25 protein-coding genes and 1 tRNA gene are annotated in these 26,570 nt (G+C 65.4%); 9 read left to right on the plus strand and 17 right to left on the minus strand.

The features are described from left to right. The first annotated feature begins 31 nt into the window (after positions 1-31). Complete coding sequence (gene hemN / locus I8N54_RS18415; RefSeq protein ID WP_140195195.1) at positions 32-1,387, plus strand: oxygen-independent coproporphyrinogen III oxidase; 1,356 nt, start codon at positions 32-34, stop codon at positions 1,385-1,387. Positions 1,388-1,411: 24 nt separating this feature from the next. Further along, a complete protein-coding gene (locus I8N54_RS18420) occupies positions 1,412-2,950 on the plus strand; it encodes a malonate--CoA ligase (protein ID WP_140195193.1) in 1,539 nt (512 codons plus the stop codon). Here I8N54_RS18420 and I8N54_RS20310 read toward each other — a convergent pair. Beyond that, positions 2,947-3,075, minus strand: a complete 129-nt coding sequence (locus tag I8N54_RS20310) for a hypothetical protein (protein ID WP_269802034.1) — start codon at positions 3,073-3,075, stop codon at positions 2,947-2,949. The genes I8N54_RS18420 and I8N54_RS20310 overlap by 4 nt on opposite strands. Before the next feature lie 133 nt (positions 3,076-3,208). On the opposite strand from I8N54_RS20310, the gene I8N54_RS18425 reads away from it, so the two are divergent. Continuing rightward, on the plus strand, positions 3,209-4,231 hold the full coding sequence (locus I8N54_RS18425; RefSeq protein WP_140195192.1) for an aspartate-semialdehyde dehydrogenase: 1,023 nt from the start codon (positions 3,209-3,211) through the stop codon (positions 4,229-4,231). Positions 4,232-4,370: 139 nt separating this feature from the next. Here I8N54_RS18425 and I8N54_RS18430 read toward each other — a convergent pair whose 3' ends face one another. The 12 genes from I8N54_RS18430 to I8N54_RS18485 all read right to left on the minus strand — a co-directional run bounded on the left by I8N54_RS18430 (position 4,371) and on the right by I8N54_RS18485 (position 17,268). After that, a complete protein-coding gene (locus I8N54_RS18430; protein WP_140195736.1) occupies positions 4,371-5,468 on the minus strand; it encodes a flagellar basal body P-ring protein FlgI in 1,098 nt (365 codons plus the stop codon). Next, a complete protein-coding gene (locus tag I8N54_RS18435; RefSeq protein WP_140195190.1) occupies positions 5,468-6,478 on the minus strand; it encodes a flagellin in 1,011 nt (336 codons plus the stop codon). The genes I8N54_RS18430 and I8N54_RS18435 overlap by 1 nt, the downstream gene beginning before the upstream one ends. 3 nt (positions 6,479-6,481) lie before the next feature. Further along, positions 6,482-7,918, minus strand: a complete 1,437-nt coding sequence (gene flgK / locus I8N54_RS18440; RefSeq protein ID WP_140195188.1) for a flagellar hook-associated protein FlgK — start codon at positions 7,916-7,918, stop codon at positions 6,482-6,484. Positions 7,919-7,944: 26 nt separating this feature from the next. Further along, complete coding sequence (locus tag I8N54_RS18445) at positions 7,945-9,246, minus strand: flagellar hook protein FlgE (protein WP_140195186.1); 1,302 nt, start codon at positions 9,244-9,246, stop codon at positions 7,945-7,947. Between the two features lie 84 nt (positions 9,247-9,330). After that, a complete protein-coding gene (locus I8N54_RS18450) occupies positions 9,331-10,167 on the minus strand; it encodes a flagellar motor protein MotB (protein WP_140195184.1) in 837 nt (278 codons plus the stop codon). A gap of 103 nt (positions 10,168-10,270) precedes the next feature. Next, entirely contained in the window at positions 10,271-11,041 is a 771-nt protein-coding gene (locus tag I8N54_RS18455) for an FkbM family methyltransferase (protein WP_140195182.1), read from the minus strand. Further along, positions 11,038-11,439 (minus strand): DUF6165 family protein, encoded by a 402-nt coding sequence (locus I8N54_RS18460; RefSeq protein ID WP_140195180.1) that lies wholly within the window; start codon positions 11,437-11,439, stop codon positions 11,038-11,040. Before I8N54_RS18460 ends, I8N54_RS18455 begins: the two co-directional genes overlap by 4 nt. Next, entirely contained in the window at positions 11,432-12,811 is a 1,380-nt protein-coding gene (locus tag I8N54_RS18465; RefSeq protein WP_140195178.1) for a tetratricopeptide repeat-containing glycosyltransferase family protein, read from the minus strand. The genes I8N54_RS18460 and I8N54_RS18465 overlap by 8 nt, the downstream gene beginning before the upstream one ends. Beyond that, positions 12,811-13,599: a hypothetical protein gene (locus I8N54_RS18470; protein WP_140195176.1), complete on the minus strand. Its 789-nt coding sequence runs from the start codon at positions 13,597-13,599 to the stop codon at positions 12,811-12,813. The genes I8N54_RS18465 and I8N54_RS18470 overlap by 1 nt, the downstream gene beginning before the upstream one ends. Positions 13,600-13,683: 84 nt before the next feature. After that, positions 13,684-15,357, minus strand: coding sequence for a glycosyltransferase family 4 protein (locus I8N54_RS18475; RefSeq protein ID WP_140195174.1), 1,674 nt, complete (start codon positions 15,355-15,357; stop codon positions 13,684-13,686). Positions 15,358-15,421: 64 nt separating this feature from the next. Next, entirely contained in the window at positions 15,422-16,483 is a 1,062-nt protein-coding gene (locus tag I8N54_RS18480) for a Gfo/Idh/MocA family protein (protein ID WP_140195172.1), read from the minus strand. Next, entirely contained in the window at positions 16,480-17,268 is a 789-nt protein-coding gene (locus I8N54_RS18485; protein WP_140195170.1) for a ThuA domain-containing protein, read from the minus strand. The genes I8N54_RS18480 and I8N54_RS18485 overlap by 4 nt, the downstream gene beginning before the upstream one ends. A gap of 175 nt (positions 17,269-17,443) precedes the next feature. Here I8N54_RS18485 and I8N54_RS18490 point away from each other — a divergent pair, with 175 nt between their 5' ends. The 4 genes from I8N54_RS18490 to I8N54_RS18505 all read left to right on the plus strand — a co-directional run bounded on the left by I8N54_RS18490 (position 17,444) and on the right by I8N54_RS18505 (position 20,772). Further along, complete coding sequence (locus I8N54_RS18490) at positions 17,444-18,187, plus strand: metallophosphoesterase (protein ID WP_140195168.1); 744 nt, start codon at positions 17,444-17,446, stop codon at positions 18,185-18,187. A 51-nt stretch (positions 18,188-18,238) separates the two neighbouring features. Next, positions 18,239-19,249, plus strand: coding sequence for an AraC family transcriptional regulator (locus I8N54_RS18495; protein WP_140195166.1), 1,011 nt, complete (start codon positions 18,239-18,241; stop codon positions 19,247-19,249). Between the two features lie 110 nt (positions 19,250-19,359). Continuing rightward, positions 19,360-20,058 (plus strand): NAD(P)-dependent oxidoreductase, encoded by a 699-nt coding sequence (locus I8N54_RS18500; RefSeq protein WP_140195164.1) that lies wholly within the window; start codon positions 19,360-19,362, stop codon positions 20,056-20,058. 21 nt (positions 20,059-20,079) lie between these two features. Then, positions 20,080-20,772 carry a DUF4386 domain-containing protein gene (locus I8N54_RS18505; RefSeq protein ID WP_140195162.1) on the plus strand — a complete coding sequence of 231 codons (693 nt, stop codon included), beginning with the start codon at positions 20,080-20,082 and terminating at the stop codon, positions 20,770-20,772. 75 nt (positions 20,773-20,847) lie between these two features. Here I8N54_RS18505 and I8N54_RS18510 read toward each other — a convergent pair. From I8N54_RS18510 to I8N54_RS18525, 4 genes are all read right to left on the minus strand, one after another. Next, a tRNA-Thr gene (locus I8N54_RS18510) sits at positions 20,848-20,923 on the minus strand. 84 nt (positions 20,924-21,007) lie between these two features. Further along, the gene (locus I8N54_RS18515; protein ID WP_140195160.1) at positions 21,008-22,486 is read right to left on the minus strand and encodes a heme biosynthesis protein HemY; all 1,479 of its coding nucleotides are present in this window, start codon (positions 22,484-22,486) and stop codon (positions 21,008-21,010) included. A 10-nt stretch (positions 22,487-22,496) separates the two neighbouring features. Further along, complete coding sequence (locus tag I8N54_RS18520; protein WP_140195158.1) at positions 22,497-23,681, minus strand: COG4223 family protein; 1,185 nt, start codon at positions 23,679-23,681, stop codon at positions 22,497-22,499. Positions 23,682-23,759: 78 nt separating this feature from the next. Beyond that, complete coding sequence (locus I8N54_RS18525; protein WP_140195156.1) at positions 23,760-24,464, minus strand: uroporphyrinogen-III synthase; 705 nt, start codon at positions 24,462-24,464, stop codon at positions 23,760-23,762. A 66-nt stretch (positions 24,465-24,530) separates the two neighbouring features. Between I8N54_RS18525 and tsaD the strand changes: the two genes are divergently transcribed. Together tsaD and I8N54_RS18535 are read left to right on the plus strand one after the other, a co-directional pair. After that, the gene (gene tsaD, locus I8N54_RS18530) at positions 24,531-25,613 is read left to right on the plus strand and encodes a tRNA (adenosine(37)-N6)-threonylcarbamoyltransferase complex transferase subunit TsaD (protein ID WP_140195154.1); all 1,083 of its coding nucleotides are present in this window, start codon (positions 24,531-24,533) and stop codon (positions 25,611-25,613) included. Further along, positions 25,610-26,569 (plus strand): NAD(P)H-dependent glycerol-3-phosphate dehydrogenase, encoded by a 960-nt coding sequence (locus I8N54_RS18535; protein ID WP_140195152.1) that lies wholly within the window; start codon positions 25,610-25,612, stop codon positions 26,567-26,569. Before tsaD ends, I8N54_RS18535 begins: the two co-directional genes overlap by 4 nt. Position 26,570: the final 1 nt, after the last annotated feature.

Consider the following 26,570-nt stretch of genomic DNA (forward strand, 5'->3'; position numbering starts at 1 on the left):
AACCAATTCATCCTGACTCGAAAGATGTGAGATGGAAAGAAATCACGCACTGAAGCGCCTCGGTCTCTTCGAAGCGCGTGCCCCGAGATACACCTCCTACCCGCCGGCGAACCATTTCTCAGAGCAGGTGGACGCCGGAACGACCGAAGACTGGCTGCGATCGGTGCAGCCGGGCTCCCAAGTCTCGCTATATCTGCATATTCCCTATTGCAGACGGCTTTGCTGGTTCTGCGCCTGCCGCACGCAGGGGACCGCGACCAACCGGCCGCTGGTGCCCTACCTGAAGCGGCTGAAGCGCGAGATCGCGATGGTGTCCGCGCTTCTCCCCGAAGACGTGACCATCGGTCGCGTCCATCTCGGGGGCGGCACGCCGACGATCCTGCCGCCCGACATGCTTGAAGACCTTGTCGGTGCCCTGAAGCAGATGCGCCCCTGGTCCGACCTCGCCGAGTTCTCGGTCGAGATCGACCCGACAGAGATCGACGCAGCGCGAGTCGACGCGCTCGCCCGGCTGGGAATGACCCGCGCCTCGATCGGGGTGCAGGATTTCGATCCCGTGGTGCAGGGTGCGATCGGCCGCTTGCAGGGCTTCGACATCACGCAGCAGGTCGTCACGATGCTCCGCGAGGCCGGCGTCGAGTCGCTGAACCTCGATGTCCTCTACGGGCTGCCGCACCAGACCCTCGCCCGGATGACCGACAGCATTCAGCATGTTCTCGCGCTCGATCCCGACCGGGTCGCCTTTTACGGCTACGCGCATGTGCCGTGGATGGCGCGGCGGCAGGCGATGATACCGACGGCCGCGCTGCCCGGGCCGGAAGAGCGGTACGAACTGTTCATGTCCGCGCGCAGCATTCTGACGTGGGATTCCTATCGCGAGATCGGCATCGACCACTTCGCACGGGAAAGCGACAGCCTCGCCACTGCTGATCGGCTCGGTCGTCTTCGGCGCAACTTCCAGGGTTACACGGACGATCAGTCGAAGGTCCTCATTGGATTGGGCGCCTCCGCGATCTCTCGCTATCCGCAGGGTTTTGCACAGAACCACTCGACCTCGTCCAAATATGCCGACGCGATCGACCATGGTGGCCTCGGCACAGTACGCGGGCACCGGTTCTCGAACGACGACCTCGTGCGCTCCGCCATGATCGAGGCGATCATGTGCAACTTCGCCATCGACCTGCAGGCCCTTGCCGCCGAAACCGGGGCGCCCGTCGCGGCACTGCGCAAGATCGCCGACCCGCTGTTGCAGCAATTTCCGGATCATGTCGTGTCGCGCGGCGATCGGATCGAGATCGCACGCGACGGCTTCCTCATCGCAAGGCTTGTTGCGCAGCATATCGATGCCTATTCCCTTCCGGAGGGTCGGCACAGTCAGGCCTTGTGACGGCAAGGAACGGAGGGTTGTCTCCTGCAACGCGACACGCAACCGACCTATGGCAACGCGCTGTATGAAGAGCTGTTCGGTATCCACGCCGGCAAGGCGGCAACCTTTGTGGAGACTCCCGACGGTGTGGTGATCAGCTACAGCCGGTTCCTGTCGCGCGCGTCGACGCTTGCGCATGCGCTGACCCGCCTCGGCCTGAAACCGGGAGACCGGGTAGCTGTCCAGCTCGACAAGTCGGTCGAGATGCTGGCGCTTTATGCGGCCTGCGTGCAGGCGGGCTTCGTCTTCCTGCCGCTCAACACGGCCTATACGGCGACCGAGCTGTCCTACTTTCTGGAAAACTCTGGCGCGCGCGTCTTCCTCACGCCGAGCCGGGTCGAAGAAGCAAAGCTCGACGCCGCGATCAAGCTGGGAACGGAACATTGCACTCTCGACGCTGACGGGACCGGGACCCTGGGCGAACTTGCCCGCGGTCAGTCGAGCCATTTCGAGACGGTGCCCCGCGGCCCCGATGATCTTGCCGCCATCCTCTATACCTCCGGTACGACAGGCCGGTCGAAAGGCGCGATGCTGTCGCAGCAGAACCTGTTGTCGAACGCGCGGACCCTGGTCGATGCGTGGCGCTTCACGAGCGGCGACCGGCTTTTGCATGCCCTGCCGATCTTCCACACCCATGGTCTTTTCGTCGGAACCAACGTGACGCTGCTTGCCGGCGGATCGATGCTGTTTCTTCCCCGCTTCGATCTGGACAGCATGATCGCGATGCTGCCACGGTCGACCGTGATGATGGGTGTGCCGACCTATTACACCCGTCTCCTCGCCGACGACCGCTTCACCGCTGCCCTTGTCGAGGACATGCGTCTCTTCATTTCCGGGTCCGCCCCGCTCCTGTCGGAGACGCACGAGGCCTTCGCGACCCGCACAGGTCACCGAATCCTCGAACGCTACGGCATGACGGAAACCAACATGACCTGCTCCAATCCCTACGAGGGGGAGCGCCGTGCCGGTACGGTCGGGCCGCCCCTTCCCGGGATCGAGGTCCGTGTTCGAGACGCTGCCGGGAAGCCGCTTGCGACCGACGAGATCGGCGTTCTCGAAGTGCGTGGTCCGAACGTCTTCAAAGGTTACTGGCAGATGCCGGAGAAGACGGCTGAAGAGATGCGCGACGATGGCTTCTTCATCACCGGCGACCTCGCGTCGATCTCCGGAGACGGCTACGTCACCATCGTCGGTCGAAGTCGCGACCTCGTTATTTCCGGAGGGTTCAACGTCTATCCGAAGGAAGTGGAAGTGCTTCTGGACCGGCTCGACGGCGTGGTCGAAAGCGCCGTGATCGGCGTGCCTCACCCCGATCTTGGTGAAGCGGTGGTTGCCGTGATTGCCACGGGCCATGCCGTTGCACCCGATCCGAACCATCTTTCTGAGGCGTTGGCAGACCAACTCGCCGCCTTCAAGAAACCGAAACACTATGCCTTCGTGGAGGAGCTGCCGCGCAATACGATGGGCAAGGTTCAGAAAGCCGCGCTGCGGGCGCAGTTCGACGGTCTTTTCAGCGAGCCTTAGCGGCTGCGCGGCGCCTGCTCTCCAAAGACCGGCGGATTCTGCGCTTCCTCGTGGCTGCTTTGCCGGACGAGGATCAGACGCGCCACCACCTGACCAAACCCGGAGGACAAAAGGCGCGAGCTCATGAACCTGAACTTGTGGTAAACCGTCATACAATCGCGTTGACCGCTTGTCCTGCCGGCGCCGAACCCCAGCTTTCCCTTTGCCATTGACGCACAGGTGCCTTATCAGGCGCGCGTCCTGAACAGGAGCTTCACTATGGGCTACAAAGTCGCCATTGCGGGTGCCACCGGTAACGTGGGCCGCGAAATGCTGAACATCCTCGCCGAGCGCGAGTTTCCCGTCGACGAGATCGCCGCGCTGGCGTCGCGCCGGTCGCTCGGCACAGAGGTCAGCTTCGGCGACAAGACCCTCAAGACACAGGACCTCGATACGTTCGACTTCACGGGCTGGGACATCGCGCTGTTTGCGATCGGTTCCGACGCGACGAAGACCTATGCGCCGAAGGCCGCGGCAGCGGGATGTATCGTGATCGATAACTCTTCGCTCTACCGCTACGACCCGGACGTTCCGCTTGTCGTGCCGGAAGTGAATGCCGATGCGGTCATGGGCTATTCCAAGAAGAACATCATCGCGAACCCGAACTGCTCGACCGCCCAGATGGTCGTCGCGCTGAAGCCGCTGCACGACCGCGCCAGGATCAAGCGGGTCGTCGTTTCCACTTACCAGTCGGTCTCCGGCTCCGGGAAGGAAGCGATCGACGAGCTCTGGAACCAGACCAAGGGCCTCTACGTCCCTGGTCAGGAGGTCGAACCGTCGGTCTATCCCAAGCAGATCGCCTTCAACGTCATCCCGCATATCGACGTCTTCATGGAAGACGGCTCCACGAAGGAAGAGTGGAAGATGGTCGCGGAGACCAAGAAGATCGTCGATCCCTCGATCAAGGTGACCGCGACCTGTGCGCGGGTACCGGTGTTCGTCGGACACTCCGAAGCCATCAACATCGAGTTCGAGGAATTCCTCGACGAGGATGAGGCGCGCGACATTCTGCGCGAGGCGCCGGGCGTCATGGTCGTCGATAAGCGCGAAGACGGCGGCTACGTTACGCCAGTCGAGTGCGTCGGTGATTTTGCGACATTCATCAGCCGGATCCGCCAGGATTCCACGATCGACAACGGCCTGAATATCTGGGTCGTCTCGGACAACCTGCGGAAGGGTGCCGCGCTTAACGCGGTCCAGATCGCCGAGGTTCTCGGGTCCCGGGTGCTGAAGAAGGGCTGAAGGACGACCGTGATCAATGATCGCTCCGTGGAAACGCGGGGCGGTCATGCGTCGACCCGCAAGGCACTGCCAGATCGCTATCGCTACGCCGACGATCATCAAGGCAAGTGCCTCCCCGCACCGCCTGAGCGGTAAATATCTATCGAACGATAAACTCGGCATGAAGCGCGCCGGCTGCCTTGATGCTCTTGAGGATGTCGATCATGTCGCGCGGTGCGACGCCCAAGGCGTTCAGGCCCGCAACGACCTCGGACAATGACGTCCCGCCATCCACTTCGGCAAGGCCGATGCCTGGCTCTTCCTGTATTGCGGCATTCGTGCGGGGCACGACCACTGTCTCACCCTCCGCGAACGGGTTTGGCTGTACGACCAGCGGCGCTTCTTCGATGCGAAGGGTCAAATTGCCTTGGCTGACAGCGACGCGTGAAATCCGGACATCTTCACCCATAACGATCGTTCCGGAGCGCTGGTCGACCACGACGCGCGCACGACGCTCCGGTTCGACCAATATGTTCTCGATACGCCCGATGGCGTGCGCAGGCGAGTTCGTCCCCGCCGCGGAGACATCGATCTCAACCGTGCCAGCGTCGATCATCAGCGCGACCCGATGGCCATAGGCCTCGTTGATCGCAGACTCGATCCGGATCGCAGTGGTGAAATCAGGAGTCCGAAGGGCCATGCGGAGCCGTTCCAGCCCGGCGAACTGAAAATCCACCTCCCGTTCGACGGTCGCGCCAGACGGTATGACACCGGAGGTCGGCACGCCCTGAATGACCTGAGCAGCCTCACCTTCCGCGCTGGCACCGCCGGCGATAATTGTGCCCTGAGCGACCGCGTAGATCTGGCCGTCCGCTGCATTCAGCGGCGTCATGATGAGTGTGCCGCCAAGCAGGCTGTCCGCGTCGCCAATAGCGGAGACGGTGATGTCGACGCGGCTGCCCGCTCTCGAAAATGGTGGGAGCTCGGCAGTTACCAGCACCGCGGCGACGTTGGTCGGCCTGAACTGTTCGCCCGTGACGTTTACGCCGAGCCGCTCAAGGATGTTGCTCATGATTTCTTCTGTGAAGGGCGAGTTCCGCAGGCCATCGCCGGTCCCGTTCAGCCCCACGACGAGGCCATAGCCGACCAGATCGTTCGATCGCACACCGTCGAATTCGACGAGATCCTTCAGCCGCACGGGTGACGCGGCGCTTCCGGCGGCCCAGATCGTCAGACAGATAGCGAGGATGAGACGCATCAACGCAGGTACTCCATCAACGAAAGTCGCGAGAGCCGCGCAGTGACGGAATAATTCATCTCGAGTTGCAACTCGACGGCTTGCAGGCTGGAGGCAGTTTCGTATGGATCGGCCGATGTCAGATCATTGCGGACAATGGACAGGCTGGTCCGTTCGGCGGCGAGGCGCGCGGTCGCGCCATCGACGAGCGCCTCCATCCGCCCGATCCGACCCTGAAGGAGGCTCAGCGGCTGGCTGCTGGTAATCATGCCGTCGAGCCCGATCTTCAGCGCGTCCTTGATCATATCCTCAGACAGCGCCGGGGAGATATCGGGAAGCACGGCAATCAACGCGGTCGACTTCAGGTAGCCGCGAATGGCGTCATCGTTTGCGGTGACGTCGATCTCAGTCGTTGTTCCGTCACCCAGCGGTCTGGATTGATAGCCCGTAGAAGAGCCGCGATAGCCCATCGTCGCGAACCCGCCCGATGGATCATCGAACCAGGCATCGAGCCGTGCCGTCAGGTCGTCGATATCCGTTGCTGCGGACAGGCTGGTCGCGAGATTGGACAGCATGTCGCCGGGCGCGGCGAGAGACGGAGTGCCAGTCGCATCTCCCGAGAAGAGGGCCCGGCCACCCACTTGGAAATTGAGATCGCCGACGGACGTGAAAAAAGTCGTCCGGGCAGCCGAGATCGCACCTTCGCGGAGCGCGGCCGACGGGTTGTCCGGCAGGGACAGCAACTCTTGCGTCAGGGCAGTTCTGCGCTCACCGAGGTTGGACACGGTCAGTTGCATCTGACTGAGCATCGTCGCCGTTTCGGTGTTTGCCGTGATGTGGCTGGTTGTCAGATCGATTCGATGATCGACCTGCGCGACCTGTGCCGTGTCGCCACGAAGACGTCTGCCGATGTCAGCGACGCGACCGGAGCCGAGCTCATGGGACAGGGTATTGAGACGCGTCTTAACGCTTGAGATACGGCGACTTGCCAGGAAATGGGCGCCGAGATCGCCAGTGCCGATTGTGGTCATGGGTCAGATCTCCAACAGGCGTTTGGTGAGGGTGTCGATCGTTTCGAGCACGCGCGCGTTGGCGGCGTAGGACTGTTCGATCAGCATGAGCGACTGCATTTCTTCGTCGGTGTCGACACCCTTGGAGAGCTCCGCGCTCTTGAGGGATTCCCACTTTGCCGACTGGAACGCGAGGTCAGTGTCGATCGTGAAACGACGGGTGCCGACATCGGAATAGAAGGCCGACAGGTGTCCGGCGACCGACCGTTCCTCGATCCCGAGGTGAGTCGCGCGTGGCGCCTGAAAGCGGTCGATCAGCCGCTCGATCTGGGTGCTGCTCCCGACGGGACCAACAGTTGCCGCATTCAGACCGTCGCGGATCCGGCTGACCGAACCGCCGCTTGCCGGGTCGATCAGGGCGTTCACCGAAATACGCCCAGAGAGCCCGTCGGTGTCGAGCGGATCGAACGCACCGCCAGCGTCGGTAAACAGACCGGTATCGCCCGGAAGCAGGGTGGGATCCGCGGCGGGGTCGGAGAAGCGTTCGACAAGATCGCGCGCGAAAGCGTCGAGTTCGGACTGGATGGCCGGGAGCGTGTCGTCCCGAAGGCTCAGGGCACCGCCGAGCGTGCCACCGGCGAGTTTGCCGGCGGCACCTCCTCCGGCAACGGGGTCGCCGTCTATGGTCAGGCCCGACAGGGCGCCAGAGGCAAAGGTCATATCGGCGACGATGGTCGTCACCGGTGTGAAGCCGACTTCAACAGCCTGCATGTCCAGCAGCATCTGTCCGGATGGCGTCATCAGGGCGACGCGGCCTTCGCCGCGGTTGAGCTCCCTCACCGGTACGATGGAAGAGATCGCGTCGACGGAGATCTGGCGGAGGTCGAACAGGCTGGAGGGGTCGATGCCGTTGTTGCGGAAGGCCTGGATATCACTGTTGATCTTCGCGACGCGCTGCAGCTCTTCGTTGAGGGTCTCGACCTGGTCGGCAACCATCTGGTCGACTTCTGCCCGCATGGCCTGAATCCCATCCGAGGTCGTGCGCACGGCGCCCGTCAGGCGCTTCATCTCATCGAGCACCGTCGTGAGCCGAGAGTCGGACGACGGGTCGGCGGAGGCCTGAACCAGCGCCTTTTCAACCCCGGTCAACATCGAGGTCAGGCTTCCGGTCTCCCCGACTTCGCCGATCAGGCGGTTCAGCCGGTCAAGGAAGCCGGCGGATTGTTCGGAGGCGGACATGTCGGCCTCTGCGAGGCGGCGATCGCTGACGATCCCCATGTCCATATGCCGCACGACCCCGGCCGCACGAACACCGCCGAGTTGCGCCCCGACAACCACCAGGGAGCGGCGACCGTAACCGTCCGTCTGGGCATTGGCGACGTTGCTGGACACGACTTCGGCGCGTTTGGCAGCCACGCTCAGGCCGCTGAGCGCGGCGTTGATACTTCCTGCGAAACTCATGTCTCAGGCCTCCGAAGTCGTTTGGGTCAGCGTTTGATGTTGGTCGTTTCCTGCAGCATCTCGTCGACGGTCTGGATCACCTTCGCGTTCGACGAGTAGGCGCGTTGTGTCTGGATCAGCTCGGTCAGTTCGCCGGCGACATCGGTGGCGGACTCCTCGAGCGCGTAGCTGAGAAGATCGCCGGTCGGACCGTCCCCGGCATCCCAGAGGAAGTAGCTGCCGCTTTCCGGCGTTGCCCGATAGGTTTGCTGATCGAGCGTTTCGAGCCCGTTGACGTTGCTCACGTCGACAAGCGGGATCTGGTAGATGACCTTGCTGATCCCGGTGTCGAAAGAGGCCCTGATAAAGCCATTCGGGTCGATCTCGATCGAGTTGAGGTTGCCGACCGCGTTGCCGTCCTTCTGGATAGAGACGGGGGAGAAACTGTCCGAAAGTTGAGTCAGGCCGCCCGGCTCGCCGAGGAACCCGATGCCGACATCCAGCGGGCCGCCATCGACGGTGATCGAGACGCGGCCGGTCAGGGGATCGTAGGGGTTGCCGATGTTGTCGACCACGGAGAGCAGAGTGCCGCCCGCACCACGCGTATCGTCGAATGTCAGCGTGTAGTTTCCGACGACGGCCCCGCCGGAGGCGCTGTCGGTGATCTCCATCTCCCACTCGTTGGTGGAGCCTGCAGCCGGCACGTTCGGCGTGAAGGTGATCGACAGGTTCTCGGACGTGCCGAGGTTGTCGTAATAGGCGACCGTCAGTTCTTCGACTTCGCCGTCGGAGGTGAATTCCGTCGAGGTTGCGGGCAGGTTCAGCCCGACATCGACATAGGTCGTTGCCTCCCCCGCGGAGAGGTTGGCGTTGATCCGCACGGGTGTCAGGCCATCGGCCGTGTCACGGGGAAAGGCGGGAACAGACCCGTCGACGCCTGCTGGCCATCCCATCAGGATCAGCCCGCTTTCACTGGTCAGGTAGCCCTGATCGTCCGGCCGGAAGGAGGCCGTGGTGGTCAGAAGGAACTGGCTGGCCGTGTTGCCGACCCCCAGTGCCGCCTCTGTCGTGACCGGCATCATGCCACGACCCCGCACCGCCAGGTCCGTCACGTTGTCGGTCGACACGATGGAGCCGCGTTCGTCGATCAGCCGGTTGGTGGTGACCCGAACGCCGCCCGCCGAATAGGACCCCTGCGAGGTGTTCAGCACCATCGAATGGAAGTCCGTCACGGCCCGCTTGTACCCGAAGGTCGAACTGTTCGAGATATTGTCCGCGATGGTCGCAAGACGGCTGGCGTTGGCGCTGAGGCCGGCGACGCTGGCATTCAGCGAGGAAGAGATCGTCATGCGGTGCCTTTCCACTTCGATATCAGTCTTTCGATCCCTCCTAGATCTGCCGGCTTAAGATGCCGCTAATGTCTCGGATTCTATCTATTGGTCCGACCGCAGTAGGATGATCTCGATCCGGTTGTTCCTGACCGAGACGAGATCGGCATCGGCCGGTTGCCGGTCTGCATGACCGGTGACGCGGGCGACGCGGGCCGGGTCCAGCCCGCCCTCCTCAAGTAGTTCATGCAGCTGTGCGGCCCGGTCCGAAGACAGCGACCAGACCGGGTTGTCGACGACTACGGCGGGCCGGGCGCGCACGTGGCCTTCGACGGCGACGGCGTTCTCGACCATGCGGAAGACACGCGCGAACGACCGGGCGAGCTCGACCGTCACGGGGGCGGGATCTGCCGTTCCCGGCTCGAACAGGCGGCCATCGTCGATGTCGAAGATCTCGATGATGAGGCCTTCGTCCGTTACGCGGGTGATGACGTGGCGCAGGGCCTCGTCGGACAACATGCTCTCCCCGCCGCGGCCGAGCAGTTCGCTCTCGACCTCGCGCAGCGCGGCCACCTGGGCGTCCTCGTCACGTTCGGGATCGCCGCCGTCTTCGAGGGCGAAAGTCGTCTCCTCCCCCTTCGAATCGACGATCGCCACCTGTCCGTTGTCCGCCAGCGTGTCATCGGTGAAGATCGAGCTGCCGCCGAACGTGCCGCTGCCGCCACCCGACATCCGGTTGATCGGAATCGTCGGAGAGAAGTAATCCGCGATACCCTTCCGCTGTTGCTCCGTGGTGGCGTTCAGCAGCCACATGAGCATGAAGAAGGCCATCATCGCGGTGACGAAATCGGCGTAGGCGACCTTCCAGGCGCCGCCGTGGTGTCCGTCTCCGGCGACGACTTTCTTCCGCTTGATGATGATTGGTGCGTTCGTAGCGGCCATGTCCTGCCCCCGGTTTCACGTATCCCGCAGGAGGTCTTGCGACGAAGCGGGACAGCCGAAGGGCGCAATGATGGCGAAACGGTCCAGATTCGGACTTTCAGAGTTAACCGGCCGGCCTTTTACGGTAAACGTCGTCCGGACCGCAGAATTCGATCAGCTCGTAGCCGTTGTCGCGCATGATTTCGGGGATGCGCTTGCTGGCGGAATTGTTCTCGATCGACCAGATTTTCACGTCGTGCTGCGCGAAGGGAAACGCCTCGAGCGCGGTGATCTCCCCTCCTTCGATGTCGAGCGAGACGAAGTCGGGATCGGGCAGACCGCTCGTGATCATGATGTCCGACAGCGTCCGGGTCTCGACCTTCAGCACCTGTTCCTTGTGGCGCGGATCGTCGCGGACGGTCTTAAGAAGTCCCTCGTCGTAGGACTGGGCAAGGCCGCTCATCTGGGTGTAGCCCTCCTGAACCTCGATGAAGTCCGCTTCGCCGGAGGTCGGCGCGACGGCGACCTGAAGGCACTGGCACCGGCGCACGGCAGAGGCCTTCTCGAATTGCGCAGGCACGGGTTCGACGAGCACGCCGGTCCAGCCGCGATACTGCTCGAGGAACAGGGTGTTCGAGCCGGAAACGCCGTCATACCCCCCGATGTCGAGGAAGGTGCCGCCGGTGCGATGGTTCATCAGCCGGTCGACGACGGCATCCTGCCCGGCCTGCGAGCTATAGAGATACTGCGGCACCAGCATCTGCGTCACTTCGTGAAGCTGCCGGTTCAGCTCGCCCCGCTTGCGGGACCGCTCATCCTTCAGCGTCCCGATCAGGTCCTTGCGCAGCTCCACCAGGTCCGCCCGGATAGAGCGCAGGCGATCCTGCGGCGTCATGCGCCGTTCCCGTAGTCGGCATAGGATTTCTCTTCGACCAGCGCGGAGCCGAGCAGCAGATTGATCCGCTTCTTCACGTCCGCCCGCCGGTCATTCGTGACATAGACCGCGCGGGCGAGCGCGATGAAGGTCTCGCCGAAGTTGCCGGCGCGTTCACAGTCGCGGATGTCATCCTCGATCTCCCAGAGCTCGACGTTGATGTCGTAGAGTGCGTCCCACAACTCGGTCAGCTGTCCGCTATCGGGCAGGTGTCGGGCGGCGGTGGCGTCCAGCGTCGCCTTCTCGTGCCGGATGTTGGCGAGTTTGCCGGCATCGGAGATCCGCTCCGTCTTGATCCGCAGGATGGTCAGCTTGTCGATCAGCTCCCCCGGCGAGGTCGGGACAAGGATGTCATCCAACGGCGGCTTCCTTCTTGCGTTCGGTGGCCATCGCCTCGAGCTCCGTGCGCACGCGGGCGAGCGGCTCCTCCCAGTTCCGGGGCTCGGGCTGCCGGAACAGCCGCATGGAGGGATACCAGGGCGTCGTCTCACCGTGGTGCGAATAGACCCAGAAACTGTCCCAATGCAGCACGACCCATGTGGGGATGCCGAGCGATCCGGCGATGTGCGCGGTGGCCGTGTCGGAGGTGACGATGAGGTCCATCTCCATCATCGTCGCGGCGCAGTCGGCGAAGTCCCGGTCGCTGCTGGCCGTGTCGAGGATGAAAGCCTCCGACCCGTCGCCACGGTAAGGCTCCAGGAACGGACCCTTGTAGAGCGAGAAGAGCTGAACACCCGGCACGTCGGACAGGGGCAGAAGGTCGGTGTGACTGAAGGAGCGGAACGCGTTGCCCTTGTAGGTGGCGGACCCACTCCACACGACACCGACGCGCAGCACGTCGCGGTAGGGGCCGACGAAGCCGCGCGCCCGGGACCGGCTGTCCTGGTGCAGCGCCAGCTTTGCGGGGGCCGGAACGTCCGCGCGGGACGTCAGGCCAAGCTTCGGCAGGTCCATGTAGGGAATTCGGAAGTCGAACGGCTCCGTCCGCGAGATCTGAAGCTCGATCCGGTCGGCGCCCTCAAGCTCGGCAAACAGCCGGTGCATCGGCCGCTCGACCAGAACCCCGACCTCGGCCCCGCGCGCCTTGAGCGCCGGCAGGAAGCGGAGCGTCAGGACCGCATCGCCGAACCCCTGCTCGGGCACCACGAGGACACGCTTGCCGGCAAGATCCTCGCCGTCCCACTTGGGATAGGGGTAGTCGACCTTCTTCATCTCGTCGCTGCGCCAGCGGGCGTCGTAGCGCCGGAAACCCTCTTCGTAGTCCCCGCGCCCGAGCAGCGCGAAGGCGAGCTGAAGCTCGAGCTCACTCTCTTCGGGATGCTCCGCCATGCAGCGCCGCAACCAGTCGATCGCGGCGTCGTAGTCGCCCTTGCCGCGCATCGCGCGACCGACCAGCGCCTTCTGGTTTGCGTCGTCCGGGGACAGCGCGAGAAACCGGTGCCGCACGTTGATCGACTCGTCGTAGAGGCCGACATCGTTCAGCGTGTTGGCGAAATTGTTGAGGACAGAGGTCGCTTCCGGCTTCAGCCGCGCTGCCCGGCGATGCGCACGAAGAGACTGTTCATAACGCTGATTGACGCGGTGCAGGACGCCGAGGTTCGACCACATGGTGCCGTCGTCGGGATTGCCCGACAGATACTGCGCATAGAGCCGTAGCGCCTTGGCATCGTCGCCCGACCGGTGCGCGGCCAGCGCCGCCTCCCTGAGATCGCTGGCCGTCAGTCCCGCCATCACTCTCCGCCCTGGCGCCGCTTCACTGGTGACAGCAACGTCTCCGGTCGACGCTTCTCCGCCTCTTCGAAGAGAGAGAACGTCTGGTTCACATAGTTCACCGCGCCCGAGATCAGCTCCATGTAGTCGAGCAGCTCCGGCGTGCGTTCGACTTCGGTCACCGTGACGCTGCGGTCCGGTGAGGGGCCCTCGAACCCGGCATAGAACCAAGGGTCGCCCCGGTTGATCTTCAGCGGCTTGTCGAGGTCGTGCCACTCGAACGCCCACATGAGAGGTCTCGGCCAGACGTTGATCGGGAAGCGCCCGCCGAAGATCGTGCCGGGGATCGGCGTCTTTGTGTAATGCATGAACGGCGAGAGCTGGGTCATGTAGACCGGCTCATCGCTGATGAAGACGTAGGGCGTCTCCACCTGGATCGTCGGAACACCCGCATAACGCCATTCGTGTTCGGCGGTGACATGGACCTTCTCGCGCAGCTTGTTGCCGCGGATGCCGGACAGGTTGCCGTTGAGGTTGCGCAGAGCCGGTTTGCCGTCCTTGTCACGCACGAACTCGAGATTCAGGTCGAACGGACAGCGGATCAGGAAATACCGGCTTTCCATGTTGATGACGGCGGGGCAGCGGCTCGCGCTCTTGGCGTGGGTGCGGTTGCGCTCGGCGCCGCGGACACGCTCGGGCGCGGAATAGATCACGCCGCCCTTCTGGCTGTTGAGGAACCAGCCCACCTGCACCGCCCCGCCCTTCGCCGGCGCAGCCTCGGTGTTTTCGAAATGAACGGAAAGCCTCATCTGCCGTCTCCTGCTGATACCGTTGTGCCCGGTATCCATTGCCCGGGTTGAGACAATCTCAATGATCCCGCCAAGTCAAAGACTTCAAGGTCGCGGACTGGTCTCCGGCAGGGCCAGCGCGCCGAACTTGGCAAGCAGCAGGCAGGCGGGAATGACCCCCGTGAGCGGCACGCGCAGGCGCCCGGCAAGGGTCGAAACCTCCATCGGGCCGGATTGCGACAGAACCGCCTGCACCGCCTGCAGCACGTCGTCTGAGATGATCTTGCGCTTGTAGAGCTTGCGTCCGTTCACCTCGTCCAGCGCGTCCATCGCCGCGCGGTCGATCGGGCTTACGAGCCGGACGACATCCGTCGGTTTCAGGACATCCGTCGGATAGTCGGAATATAGATCGAAAGGATCGACCTCCAGCGGGCCGGCAGGCCCGGATGCCAGTTTCGGCGTCGTCGGGTGCGCGCCCTTCCGGCGCTCGGCCAGGTCATCGGCGAGGGCGAGGTACTGCGGGATGACCGCCGACCAGTCGAACCGCTGCTTCACGTGCCGGACAGCCGCCGCGCCCATTTGTCGCCGCAGCCCCTCATCCCCGGCGAGCGCGGTCAGCGCGGCCTCGTATGCGCCTTGGTCGATCGCGGTGTGCTGTTGGACAACAGACAGGTGTCGGAGGTAGTCGTCCGTCCCCTCGGCGAAGCGTTCGGCGACGCGTGTCCCGTATCCCGGCGGCGCCATGCGTGTCGGGATCAGGAAACCCGTCTCGTCATGCAGAACCGTGTCGCGGAAGCCGTTCCAGTCCGGCATGACGACCGGAAGACCGGCGGCCATCGCCTCGACCGGGACAAGGCCGAACGTCTCCTGAATATTATCGACGGGAAGCGAGAACACATCGGCCGCGGACCAGATCCGGCGCCGCACGTCGGGGTCCTGCCCGTCGATGATCCGAACGGTGACATTCGGCGCGACGTCCTTCGCCGCACGTTCGTGCAGGGCCTTTTCCGTGTCCCGGCTCGCCCAGCCGGCCATCCAGAAGTGGATCGGCCGCCCGATCTTTCCGGACATACGTTCGAGAACCTGCAACAGCGGCACCATGTTGGCCTTCTCGACGGAAGTCAGCCGCCCCATCGACAGCACGACGAAGCCGTCTTCCGAGACATCATAGCGCTGACGGAAGCCGGCCCGCGCCCGGTCGTCCCGCGTGAAATCCGCCGCGTTGACGCCAAGCGGGATGAGCGGCAGGCGCGGCATCGGCACACGAGAGGCCCCGAAGCGCTGGCGATAATACTCCGCCTCGAGGTCGAACTGCCGGCGCACCACGGACTGAACGGCGCGCGACGTGCAGATCAGCGCGTCCCATGGCTCGACCGGCTCCGCCAGCAGGTTGTGCAGCCCCTCCATCACCCGCCGGGTGGAAACGGTGTGCGTGATCCCGACCAGCGAGCAGGCCTGCGGTGCGAAATGCTGCCGCCGCCATGCCGCGTTCATGTAGCCGGGAGCCGGAAAGAAGATCGTACCGAAGGCGGTGAAGTCGGTCGGCCCGCGCAGGGTGCGGATGTCGAGCGGGCGAGTCTCGCCCATCTCGCGGAGCAGCTTTTCCAGTTCACGCGAGGCGTTGGCATGTTCGGTGACGAGCGACAGCCGCTCCGCCCCGCAATGGGCGAGCCAGCCTTTAAGGAACGACTGCCCGGCAGAGCGCCGACCGACGACACCTTTCCCTACCGACTCGATGGCGTCGGGATGGAAGAAGATCGCGGGATCTGGGTGGGGCATGTCGGTCTCGCTGGCGGTCCGGGCGTTTGTGGCGACCGGACCGCCCGCTGGCAAGCGCGACTGCTCAGACGGCGAGCGCCATGCCCCCAGCCGTGTCGGACTCGACAGCCCTGTCGAGAACCTTCTGCAGGTCTGCACCGCGCCGGAAGTCGGGCCGTACCTGCTGGCCCGACCGGATCGCGGCGATGAAGCGCGCGTAGTTCGTCGGAACCTCGGGCGTCGCGACCTCGCGCCAGGTGCCGGTGGGCATGTCGGGACCGATGCAGGCCGTCAGCTTGCTCTTGCCGTCCTCGAGCCGCACGTCGAGTCCCCCCTTCGTCCCGAACAGCCGCAGGCTGAGGTCGTTCAGGTGGCCACTGGCGAAGCGGCTGGCATGGACCACGCCGATCGCCCCGGTCTCGAGCGCGACGTGCATCGCGAAACTGTCGTTGGCGTCCAGCACGTATTCCCCGATCCGGTTCTCCGGCGCCTTGTCGAAGGTCGTCAGCCGGCAGGACACGTCGCGCACCGGGATGCGCCCGGTCGCGAAGGTGGCGAAGTCGAGGATATGCACCCCGATGTCGCCCAGCACGCCCATCGAGCCGTGCCTGGTCGACAGCCGCCAGAGCCACTGCTCTTCCTTGTCCCACTCGCCCCACGCGGGCTGGGTCAGCCAGCTTTGCAGGTAGGCGGCCTCGAAGTGCCGGACCTCGCCGATCTCGCCCGCCTCGACCATCGCGTGCGCCTGCATCAGGGAGGGCACGTTGCGGTAGCTGAGGTTCACCATGTTGACGACGCCCGCCACCTCGGCGGCGTGGGCCATCTCCTCGGCGTCGGTCGCGTTGGTGGCCAGCGGTTTCTCGCAGAGAACATGCTTGCCGACCGCCAGAAGCGTCATGGTCGTGGCGTGGTGCACCGGGTCCGGCGTGACGTTCGACACAGCATCGAACTCCCCCCAGGCGATCGCGTCGGCGAGCGAGGTGAAGCCATGCTCCAGCCGGTGCCGCGCGTTGAACTCCGCGAGGCGACCGGGGTTGGTATCGACACCGCCGACGACCTTGGCACCCGGAATCGAGGCGAAGGCCTCGGCATGGGTATTCGCCATCCCGCCGGTGCCGAGGATCAGGACACGGACCTCGTCGCTCAACGGAAGCCCTCCTCACCCTCTTCGTGCAGGGTCGCGCCGCGTTGCTCGATCGGCTCGAGCGCCTCGGAGACAGGCACGTTCGGGGCGGCGTCGACATCCTGCACATCCTGTGCACGCCCGGTGCACGCCCAGTGCACGGCGTTCGTCAGCACCTTCAGTACGTTGTCGTCGTGATAGGTCGGATAGGTTTCGTGACCCGGACGGAAATAGAACACCTTCCCCGCGCCCCGCTTCCACGTCGCGCCCGAGCGGAACACCTCGCCCCCCTGGAACCAGCTGATGAAGACGGTTTCATCCGGTTCGGGAATGCCGAACGGCTCTCCGTACATTTCTTCGTTTTCGAGCTCGAAATGCTCGGGCAGGCCCTTCGCGATCGGATGGTTGCGGTTCACCGACCAGATGCGCTCCCGCTCCCCGGCCTCGCGCCAGTAGAGGTTGCAGGGCGTGCCCATAAGCCGCTTGAAGACCTTGGCGAAGTGACCCGAGTGCAGGACCAGAAGGCCCATGCCGGCCCAGACGTGGCGCACGACACGCTCGACGACCTCGTCCTCGACGTCGCCATGGGCGGCGTGTCCCCACCAGAGCAGAACGTCCGTCTGCGCAAGACGCTCCTCGGTGAGGCCGTGGTCCGGCTCCTGCAGGGTCGCGGTCGTCGCACTGATGCCGGCGTCCGCGTTCAGACCCTTGGCGATCGCGCCGTGCAGGCCTTCGGGATAAAGGTCGGAGACCGTCTTGTTCGTCTGCTCATGGACGTTTTCGCCCCAGACCACGGCATTGATCGCCATATCGAAATCCTCTGCTGTCCTGCGCCTGCGCTACCATACCGGCACACCTGCGCAAGCCCGTCCAAGGTATCCACACACCGAGATGTCAGAAGCCCTTCCCTTGATTTCATGGCTCCGGTCGCGGCATATGGGTAGACTTTTTAGGTTCGAGACCACACCAAGGAGCCCGCACTTAATGGCGAGCGTGTTTTCCCGGATCACCGGACGGAAGGACAGCAATTTCCCGCCGCCCGAACCGGAAGAAAAGATCCAGGTCGTCGGCGACATCCACGGACGGTTCGACCTGCTGGAGTCGCTGTCGAACAAGCTCGATCCGTTGGCGCCCATCATCCTCGTCGGTGACTATATCGACCGCGGCGACAACAGCGCGGACGTGCTTCGCGGCTGCATGCAGGTGAGCCGCGAAACCAATTTCCGCCTGACCTGCCTGACCGGCAACCATGAATCGATGTTGTTGAAATTCATCGAAGATCCGCGCTCCGTCGCGTCGATGTGGTTGAACAACGGCGGCCAGCAGACGCTGGCGAGCTTCGGCGTCCGGCTCGTCTCCGACCGGGTCGAGGACGCGGTGCTCGATGATGCGCGCGACCAGCTCGTCGATGCGATGGGCGGCGCGCTGATCTCGTGGCTGGAGGACCTGCCGATCTCGTTCCGCTCGGGCAATGTCGCGGTCGTCCATGCCGGCGCGGATCCGGCCCTGCCGCTCGAAGATCAGAGCCGTCGCTGCATGATCTGGGGCCATCCCGATTTCGACCGGGTCGACCGGAGCGACGGCAACTGGATCGCGCATGGCCATACCATCGTCGACCAGCCGGGATTCGCACGGGGCCGGATTTCCGTCGACACGGGCGCCTACGCCACCGGCCGCCTGACCGCCGCCGTGATCGAGGATGGCGAGGTCGAGTTCATCACGACCTGAAGCGCCGCGATTTCCTGCCGCGCTTCCGCAAGCCCGTGCTAGCTTTTGCGCATGGCGACCGTCACGACACTCTTCGCGCGCACCCTCGCGCGGGCCGCCGGGCTGGATATGACCGAGGACGGCGCGCTGCTCTCGGATGGTGAGGTCGTCTACAAGGTCCGCCCTCGCGATGACGAACGGATCACCGACGCCGACTACTTCGCGCTGATCGAGTGGATTCGCGACCAGACACCGGACGAGACGGCCCTCGCCTTCGCCTATGCCGAAACACTGGAGTTCGAGGGACTCGGCGTTCTCGGGCTCGCCTTCAAATCCGCGCCGACCCTGCGTGACAGCCTGCGCCGGTTCGAGCGCTATTTTCAGCTGGTCACCGACAGCGTGGCCTATCGGCTCGACGAGAGCGAGACGCCCGCCCGCTTCCTGATCGCCCGCCGCACTGCGCCGAACCCGGTGCTGGCGTTCCGCAATACCTGCGCGCTCGTCACCATCGTCAGCCGCATGAGGAGCTTCGCCGGCTCCGGCCTCCGGATCGAGGCGGTCACCTTCCGGCACCCATGCCCCGACGATCCAGCGCGGTACGAAGCGAACCTCGGCTGTCCCGTCCGGTTCGAGGCGGCGCATGACGCGATCCACCTCGCGCCGGAGGTGCTCGATACGCCCAATCGCATCGGCGACGCCGGGATCTCGGATTTTCTGACGGCGCATCTGGACCAGCAGGTCGGCGCGCTCGCCACCGAGTCGGGGATCGAGGCGGAGCTGTCACGCTACCTTGCCGGGGCGCTCAGCGACGGGATGCCACGGGCGAGCGAGGCAGCGCGCGCCCTCGGGATGAGCGAACGCACGCTGTTCCGCCGCCTGTCCGACGCGGGCGAGACGTACCAGGGCGTCGTGCAGCGTGCGCGCATGGCGCTGGCGGAAGACCTGCTGCTGTCGCGCGACTGCTCCATCGCGGAGGTCGCCTTCCTGACCGGCTTCTCCGAGCAGAGCAGCTTTACCCGCGCCTTCAAGCGCTGGGCGGGCACGCCGCCGGCCAGCTACCGTCGCGAGGCCCGCCCGGCCTGATTGGCAGGACCGGCCAAAAGGCTGGCAGGGCCGGCCAATATTCGCGCCCGCCCCTCCCCTAGACCTTCTGTCAGGCCCGGCACTCCCGCCGGCACGACAGGAGGTTCACCATGAAGAAAGTCTGCATCATCGGCGTGTCCGGCAAGCTCGGCATCCTGATGGCTCAACACGCGCTCGCCCGCGGTTACGCGGTCCGGGGTCTGTGCCGCGCCGGGAGCGCGGAGAAACTCTCCGGCCTCGAGGGGTCGGTCGAGATCGTCACCGGCGACACCAGCGACCCCGATACGATCCGCACCACCGTCGCCGGTTGCGATGGCGTGCTGACGGTCCTTGTCCCTTGGGGCACCGATGGCATGGCGACCCGGACGGCCCGCGCCGTGCTCGATCATGCGGACCAGGGCGCCCGGCTGGTCTTCTCGACCGGCTGGCACGCGACCCGGGACGCGCGGGACCGCTACCCGCTGGCGGAGCGGCTCAAGACGTCGCTCATCGGGGCTGCCGTCCGGGTCCTGCGGCTGGCGGACATCAACGACCACAAGCGCGCGGCACGGCTGGTCTACCAGTCCGACCGCGACTGGACGGTCGTGCGCTGCTCCGACATCGAAGAGGGCCCGTCCGAGGGCCTGCCAATCTGGGCGCCCCATGTCGGCGACCCGAGGCTCGCGGCCAACCGCACGCGGCGCACCGACTTCGCGCTCTTCATGGTTCACGCCCTGACCGACCGGGCGCTGCATCAGCAGGCCCCGGCCATCGTCAGCCGAGCCCGCGTTCCGGCCACCGCCGGGGCCCGACCCACCCAACTTGCCTGAGTTCCGAGAGAGGAGACAACGATGAATGCCAACCCCCAGACCGCCCGCCTTGCCGGGCTGCTCTACCTCACAATCATCATCTGCGGCATCAGCGCCGAGGCCGCGTTGCGGGGGCCGCTGATCGATCTCGGCGATGCGTCGGCCACGGCCTCCGCCATCCGGGAATCGATCGGGACGTTCCGGCTCGCCTTCGCCGCCGACGTCATCATGGCCATCTCGGACGCCGCGCTCGCCGTGCTGCTCTTCGTCATGTTCCGTCCGGTCGCGCCGACGCTGGCGCTGGCCGCGATGATCTTCCGGCTGGTGCAGGCGGTCCTGATCGCCGCGAACCTGCTCAACATGCAGGCCGCGTGGCTGCTGTTCTCCGCCGGGCAGGACATGGCCGGACTGGCCCCGGAACAGGCCAACGCAGTGGCGATGATGTTCCTGAACCTGCACGCGCACGGCTACGACCTCGGGCTCGTGTTCTTCGGAATCAACAGCCTGATGACCGGTGCGCTGATCCGGCAATCCGGCATGTTCCCTCGCCTGCTCGGCACCGGACTGGCGGCGGCGGGCCTCGTCTACCTGACCGGCAGCGCGCTGCGCTTCCTCGCCCCCGGCCTCTGGGAGATGGTCCTGCCGGCCTATGGCCTCACGGTTCTCGCCGAAGGGGCGTTCTGCATCGCGCTGCTGATGAAGAAGGACGGCACGCGACAGCAGGCAGTCGCCTGACAAACGCGGCCTCCCCCTTGCGGGGAGGCCTCGACCGTTCGCCCGAGGCGCAGGATTTCCAAGAAGTTTGGAGTGTGGTGCCGCTGAAGGGACTCGAACCCCCGACCCCATCATTACGAATGACGTGCTCTACCAGCTGAGCTACAGCGGCCACGGCGCGCCTATTAGCACCGAGGTCGGCGGGGTGAAAGCGCAATTTGACCTTCCACCGCACCGAAAATCAAAGACGCCGGGATCAGGTCTTAGGCGCCTCTTCCGTCGAGGGCTCCACCACGACCTCTTCTTGCGGGGGCGGGGTGGGATCGACGATTGTCTCGGGCTCCGGCTCGGGCTTGCCGATCTGGCCGACGATCAGCGGCAGCATCTCCACGCCGCGCGGCATCGCGACCTCGGACTGCGGCGGCGTCTTCCAGGCCAGCGTGTCGAAGCTCTGGCAGTTCGGACAGACCGGCTGCCACTCGGCCGCGATGTTGTGACAATTGTCGCAAATCCACTGCGGGCCGCGCGGCGCCGTCAGGGCCTTGGTCAGCCAGCCACGAACGATCGCGTCGTCGGCGCCTTCGCCACGCTCGATCGCCGCCATGAGCGTGAGAACACGCGCGGTCGGCTTCTTCTCCGGCAGATCGCCGAGCGAGCGTTTCGCCTCGGGGAAATCTTCCGCCGCGACGTGAAGCTCGGCCAGGAGCATCTTGGTTTCCGGATCCTCGGGATGGACACGGGTCAGGTCGCGGAACCGCTTGATCCGTTCCGCCGGTGCCTCGGTCGGCCGGATTTCGGCATAGGCCGCGGCAAGATCGGGATGCGGGCGCACTTCCCACGCCTTGCGCAACACGCGCGAGGCGGAGCGCTGGTTGTTGTTCTCCATGTAGGCACGGGCTGCCATAATCGCGGCCGGGATCAGGTCCGGCGACAGGCGGTTCGCCTCGATCGCCGCCTCGCGGGCCTCGATCGTCTTGCCTTCGGCCATGACGTCCTTCGCCTCGGACAGGGCGAGCACGGCATCGCGGCGACGGTGCACGTCGCGCGGCAGGGCGCCTGCCTTCAGCTTGGCGCCAAGCGTCTTGCGCGCACCGGCCCAGTCTTCCTGTTCGGCCTGAAGACGCAGCAGCGTGTCGGCGACACCGTCGTGCTTGGGCCGCAGGGCGAATGCCTTCTCCGCCAGCTTCATCGCGGTCTCGGTATCGCCGGCCTCGAGCTTCTGGCGCATCAGGCCGTGCACACCGACAAAGCGCGTGCGGTTGTCGTTCAGCAGGACCTTGTAGGTCTCCTCCGCCTTCTTGCGATCACCGGCGAGTTCGGCGGCCTGCGCCGTCAGAAGGTTCGTCAGTTCGGGCCGGTTCAGGTAGCGGTCGGCCTTGTCGGCCTTGATCAGTGCCAGCCGGCCGTCCCCGGCCGCAAGCGCCATCATACCGTCGGCGAGCGCGTCGAAACCGCGCCGCTCGGTGCGCTTGTTGAAGTAGCGGCTGACCGCCGTCTCATCGCCGTTCAGGAAGTGGAACAGGGCGAGCAGGAAGCCGAGCACCTTGAAGACCACCCACGTCAGCGCCACCAGCAGGACGAGGCCGAGAACCAGTTGCAGCGGCGACAGGGCGATCTCGTAGCCGGCCATCGTGATCGTCGCCCCGCCATCGACGCTCATCAGGAGGATCGCGCCGTAGGTGATCGCGATGACGACTGCCACGAAGGCCAAAATTTTGATCAGGGACCAGAGCATGCGTGCAGCCTCAATTCGACGTCAGGGTTTGCGACAGCTCGTCCACGGCGGACAGAGCTTCGGAACGGGTGGTCGCCTCGCCGATCCAGTCCGACATGGCAGCGCGGACCACTTCGGGCAGGGTCTCGATCTCGGCAAGCGTGTCGGACAGGCGTCCTTCCCCAAGTGCCGCTTCGGCACGGGACAGGACGGCGTCCGGCTCGGAGCCTTCCCGCGGCTCGACGGAGCGCACGTTGAACTGCCGGCGCAGGAAGCCGCTGGCGCCACCCTCGTCGCCGGCGACACCTTCATCGCGCGCGACGGCCAGCGCGGACCGGGCGGCTTCGGGGAAGGTCGACTGCAACTCGCCGAGGCTCGGCACACCTTCGGCAGCCGACTCGGACAGGATTGGCGGCACCGTGTCCACAACACTGGCGGCCGTGAGTTCGGACAGCGCGCCGTCGAAGGGGGCGCCGCTTTCGACAGCGGACTGGACGCGCGACAGGGCGGAGCGGGCGGCGGCCTCGGCGGCGGCTTCCTCGCTTGCCGCTTCGAGGGAGGTCGCTTCCTCCTCCAGCGCGGCGAGTTGTTCGGACACCTGACCGGAAAGCTCGCTGACGCTCTGTTCGGTCGCGCTCATCCGATCGCCAAGTTCCGAGACCGCGGCGGAGGTTTCTTCCCGAAGCGCGGCGATCTCTCGTTCGTAGGCCTCTACCGCGGTGTTGGACAGCGATCCGTCCGCGCCGGGCAGTTGTTCGATATCGGTCAGGCGTGCATCGATCGCGGTCACCTGCTCCGTCAGACCCGACAGCGTGTCACCCAGCTCGGTCTGCACCGCGTCGACCCGTTCGGTCACCGCGCTCACGCTGCTCGAATTCGCGTCGAGCGCTTCCTGAAGCGGTGCGAAGTCCGGACCTTCGGCAAGACCGGAGACAGCGGCCTGCAGTTCTTCCAGCGCCGTCTGGTTCGACGCGACGGTATCGGACAGCGTGGTGTCTTCCTCGGGCGCGGGTCCGAATTGGAAAAAGGCGATGCCGTAACCGATGCAGCCGGCCAGCAGGCCGCCGATCATTGCGGGAATCCAGCCGCCCCGGCGTTCAACGACAGTCGTCCCGGATTGGTCGGAAGTCCGACCTTCGGGACCGGCGATGCTGGTCAGGGCTTCGGAGTCGGACTTCTCCGTCGAGGTCGATCCCTTGTCTGGTTCTTCGGCCACAGTCACGCTTTCCCTTGAATTATCAAACCCGCTCCGCCGCTCAGCCTATCCGGCTGGTTGGTCGGCCTCAAGCGGGGGTCACCCAGACAGAAGGTATTCCAAACGACGAGAGGTCAACGCGATCATTGCCGCACCTTCCGGCGACGATGCGATCACAAGTGAGGCAGGTGAGAGCCGTGCCGCCTCTTTCGCGACCGCCTCGCTCATCGCGACGACGTGGAGCTGCCCCCGAAACGGCCCCTGATCTGCCATCAACGCGGCCGTCCGGGGGGAGAAAAGCGGCACGACGGCAGGAGCTTCCGCAGCAAGCGCCCTCCGAGCGTCGCTTGTCAAGGATTCCGGCTGCTGATCGTAGACCACGAGGGCCTCGCACGGCTGGCCGTTTGCGGACAGTCGACCTGCAACGTCGCCACGGGAATGCGCGCCCCTTAGGTGAAGAAGCCGACCGAGCGGCTTCTGCGCGAGAATCGTTGCGATCAGGGCCTCTGCATCGCCGCCGGCGCTCACGGCTGTCGCCCCCTCCTTTTCAGCGCAGGCCGCCGTGCGGTCGCCGACGCAAAAGGCCGGCAGCCCGGAAAGCTGCAACCGTCCGATCTGCGCAGCGCCATTGGCGGAGGTCAGGACAAGCGCATCGGGGCGCTCGGCGACCGAGACGTCGCGCGGGCGGATCCCGATCAGCGGCGACTGCAGGACATCGAACGGTTGTCCGGTTTCGCGGGCGACGGCCTCCGCAAAACGGGCGCCATCCGGCGCGGGACGTGTAACGAGGAGGACAGGACGCATCGGCGGGCCATATTGTTCGGCAGCGGGGCGAGTGTTACCTGCCCCCGACCCATGAGCAACCGGACCATGACGCAGACTCCCCTCATCCTCGGACTGGAAAGCAGTTGCGACGACACCGCCGCCGCCGTGGTGCGCGGCCGCGACGTGCTGTCGTCCGTCGTGCTCGGCCAGGCGGAATTGCATGCGGCCTTCGGCGGCGTGGTGCCGGAGATCGCGGCGCGCGCCCATGCGGAGAAGATCGACCATTGCGTCGAACAGGCCCTGATGAAGGCCGATGTGACCCTGTCGGACGTCGACGGTATCGCTGTGACCGCCGGTCCGGGCCTGATCGGTGCGGTGCTGGCGGGCGTGATGTGTGCCAAGGGGCTCGCCGCCGCGACGGGCAAGCCGCTGATCGGGGTGAACCACCTCGCCGGACATGCCCTGACGCCACGGCTGACGAACGACGTGCCCTATCCCTACCTCGTGCTGCTCGTCTCGGGCGGGCACTGCCAGTTCCTGCTGGTCGAGGGCCCGGAGGAGTTCACGCGGCTCGGCGGCACGATCGACGACGCACCGGGCGAGGCGTTCGACAAGACGGCCCGGCTGCTGGCCCTGCCTCAGCCCGGTGGGCCAAGTGTCGAAGCCTGCGCCGCGGCCGGCGATCCCTCCCGGTTTCCGCTGCCGCGTCCCCTGCTCGACCGGCCGGGTTGCGACATGAGCTTTTCCGGCCTCAAGACCGCCCTGCTGCGTGCGCGCGACGGCGCGATGGCCGGGATCGGGGGGCTGCGGGAGCAGGATCGCGCGGACCTGTGTGCGAGCTTTCAATCCGCCGTCAGCGATATCCTTGCCGAGAAGAGCCGCCGCGCGCTGGCGCTCTACCTCGACCGATCGCCCGCAAAGCCGACCCTCGCGGTGGCTGGCGGTGTCGCGGCCAATGGCGCGATACGGTCCGCGTTGCAGGCCGTTTGCGCTGAGTTAGAGACTGAATTCGTCGCCCCGCCGCTTGCACTTTGCACCGACAACGCGGCGATGATCGCCTACGCCGGAGGGGAGCTTTTCACGCTCGGCCGCCGATCCGACATGAGCCTCGCGGCCCGTCCGCGCTGGCCGCTCGACGACGCGGCGCCCGCGTTGCTCGGCTCAGGAAAGAAGGGGGCGAAGGCATGATCGTCGTTGCAGGAGGGGGAGCGTTCGGAACGGCGCTCGCCGTGTCGCTGGCCGCCAACGGGCCGGTCGGGCTCTGGATGCGGTCGCCCGAAGCCGCCGAGATGGCGGGGCGGATCCGCGAGAACACGAAGCGGCTGCCCGGCGTTGCCCTGCCGGAGAACATCGCGGTTTCCGCTGACATAGACACTGTTTTCGAGGCCGAGACGGTCCTGCTTGCCCTCCCGGCGCAGCAGCTCCGGTCTTTTCTCGAACAATTCGGAGAGCGGCTGTCGGGCAAGACCCTCGTCGCTTGTGCCAAGGGGATCGACGTGGAGACCATGGCCGGTCCCGTCACCCTGCTGGAGCGGATGGTGCCCGACGCGACGTCGGCCATGCTGACCGGGCCGAGCTTCGCCGCCGATATCGCGCGCGGGCTGCCCACGGCGCTGACCATCGCCTGCCGTGATGACGAGGCGGGCGTCCGGCTGCAGCATGCGCTGACGACGCCGAGCCTCCGCTTCTATCGCACCACCGACACGCGCGGCGCAGAGCTTGGCGGCGCGCTGAAGAACGTTGTCGCGATCGCCTCGGGCGCCTGTATCGGCAAGGGCTACGGCGACAGCGCCCGCGCCGCGCTTATGACCCGAGGCTTCGCCGAGATGCAGCGCCTTGCCGCATTCTTCGAGGCCGAGCCACAGACCCTGATGGGGCTGTCCGGTTTCGGCGATCTGACCCTGACCTGCACGTCCGAACTCTCTCGCAACTACCGTTTCGGGCTGGCGTGGGGTCGACATGAGGACTTCGACAAGAGCCTCACGGTCGAAGGCGTCCATACTGCCCTTGCCGTGGCCCGGCTGGCCGAGAAGGAGCAGATCGACATGCCGATCACCCGTCTCGTCGCGGACGTGGTGAACGGGGTGCTGGACGTAGACGACGCGTTGCAGCAGCTTCTGTCGCGTCCCCTGAAGGAGGAATGAC

The sequence above is a fragment of the Pelagovum pacificum genome (genome assembly GCF_016134045.1).
Classification (GTDB): Bacteria; Pseudomonadota; Alphaproteobacteria; order Rhodobacterales; family Rhodobacteraceae; genus Oceanicola; species Oceanicola pacificus_A.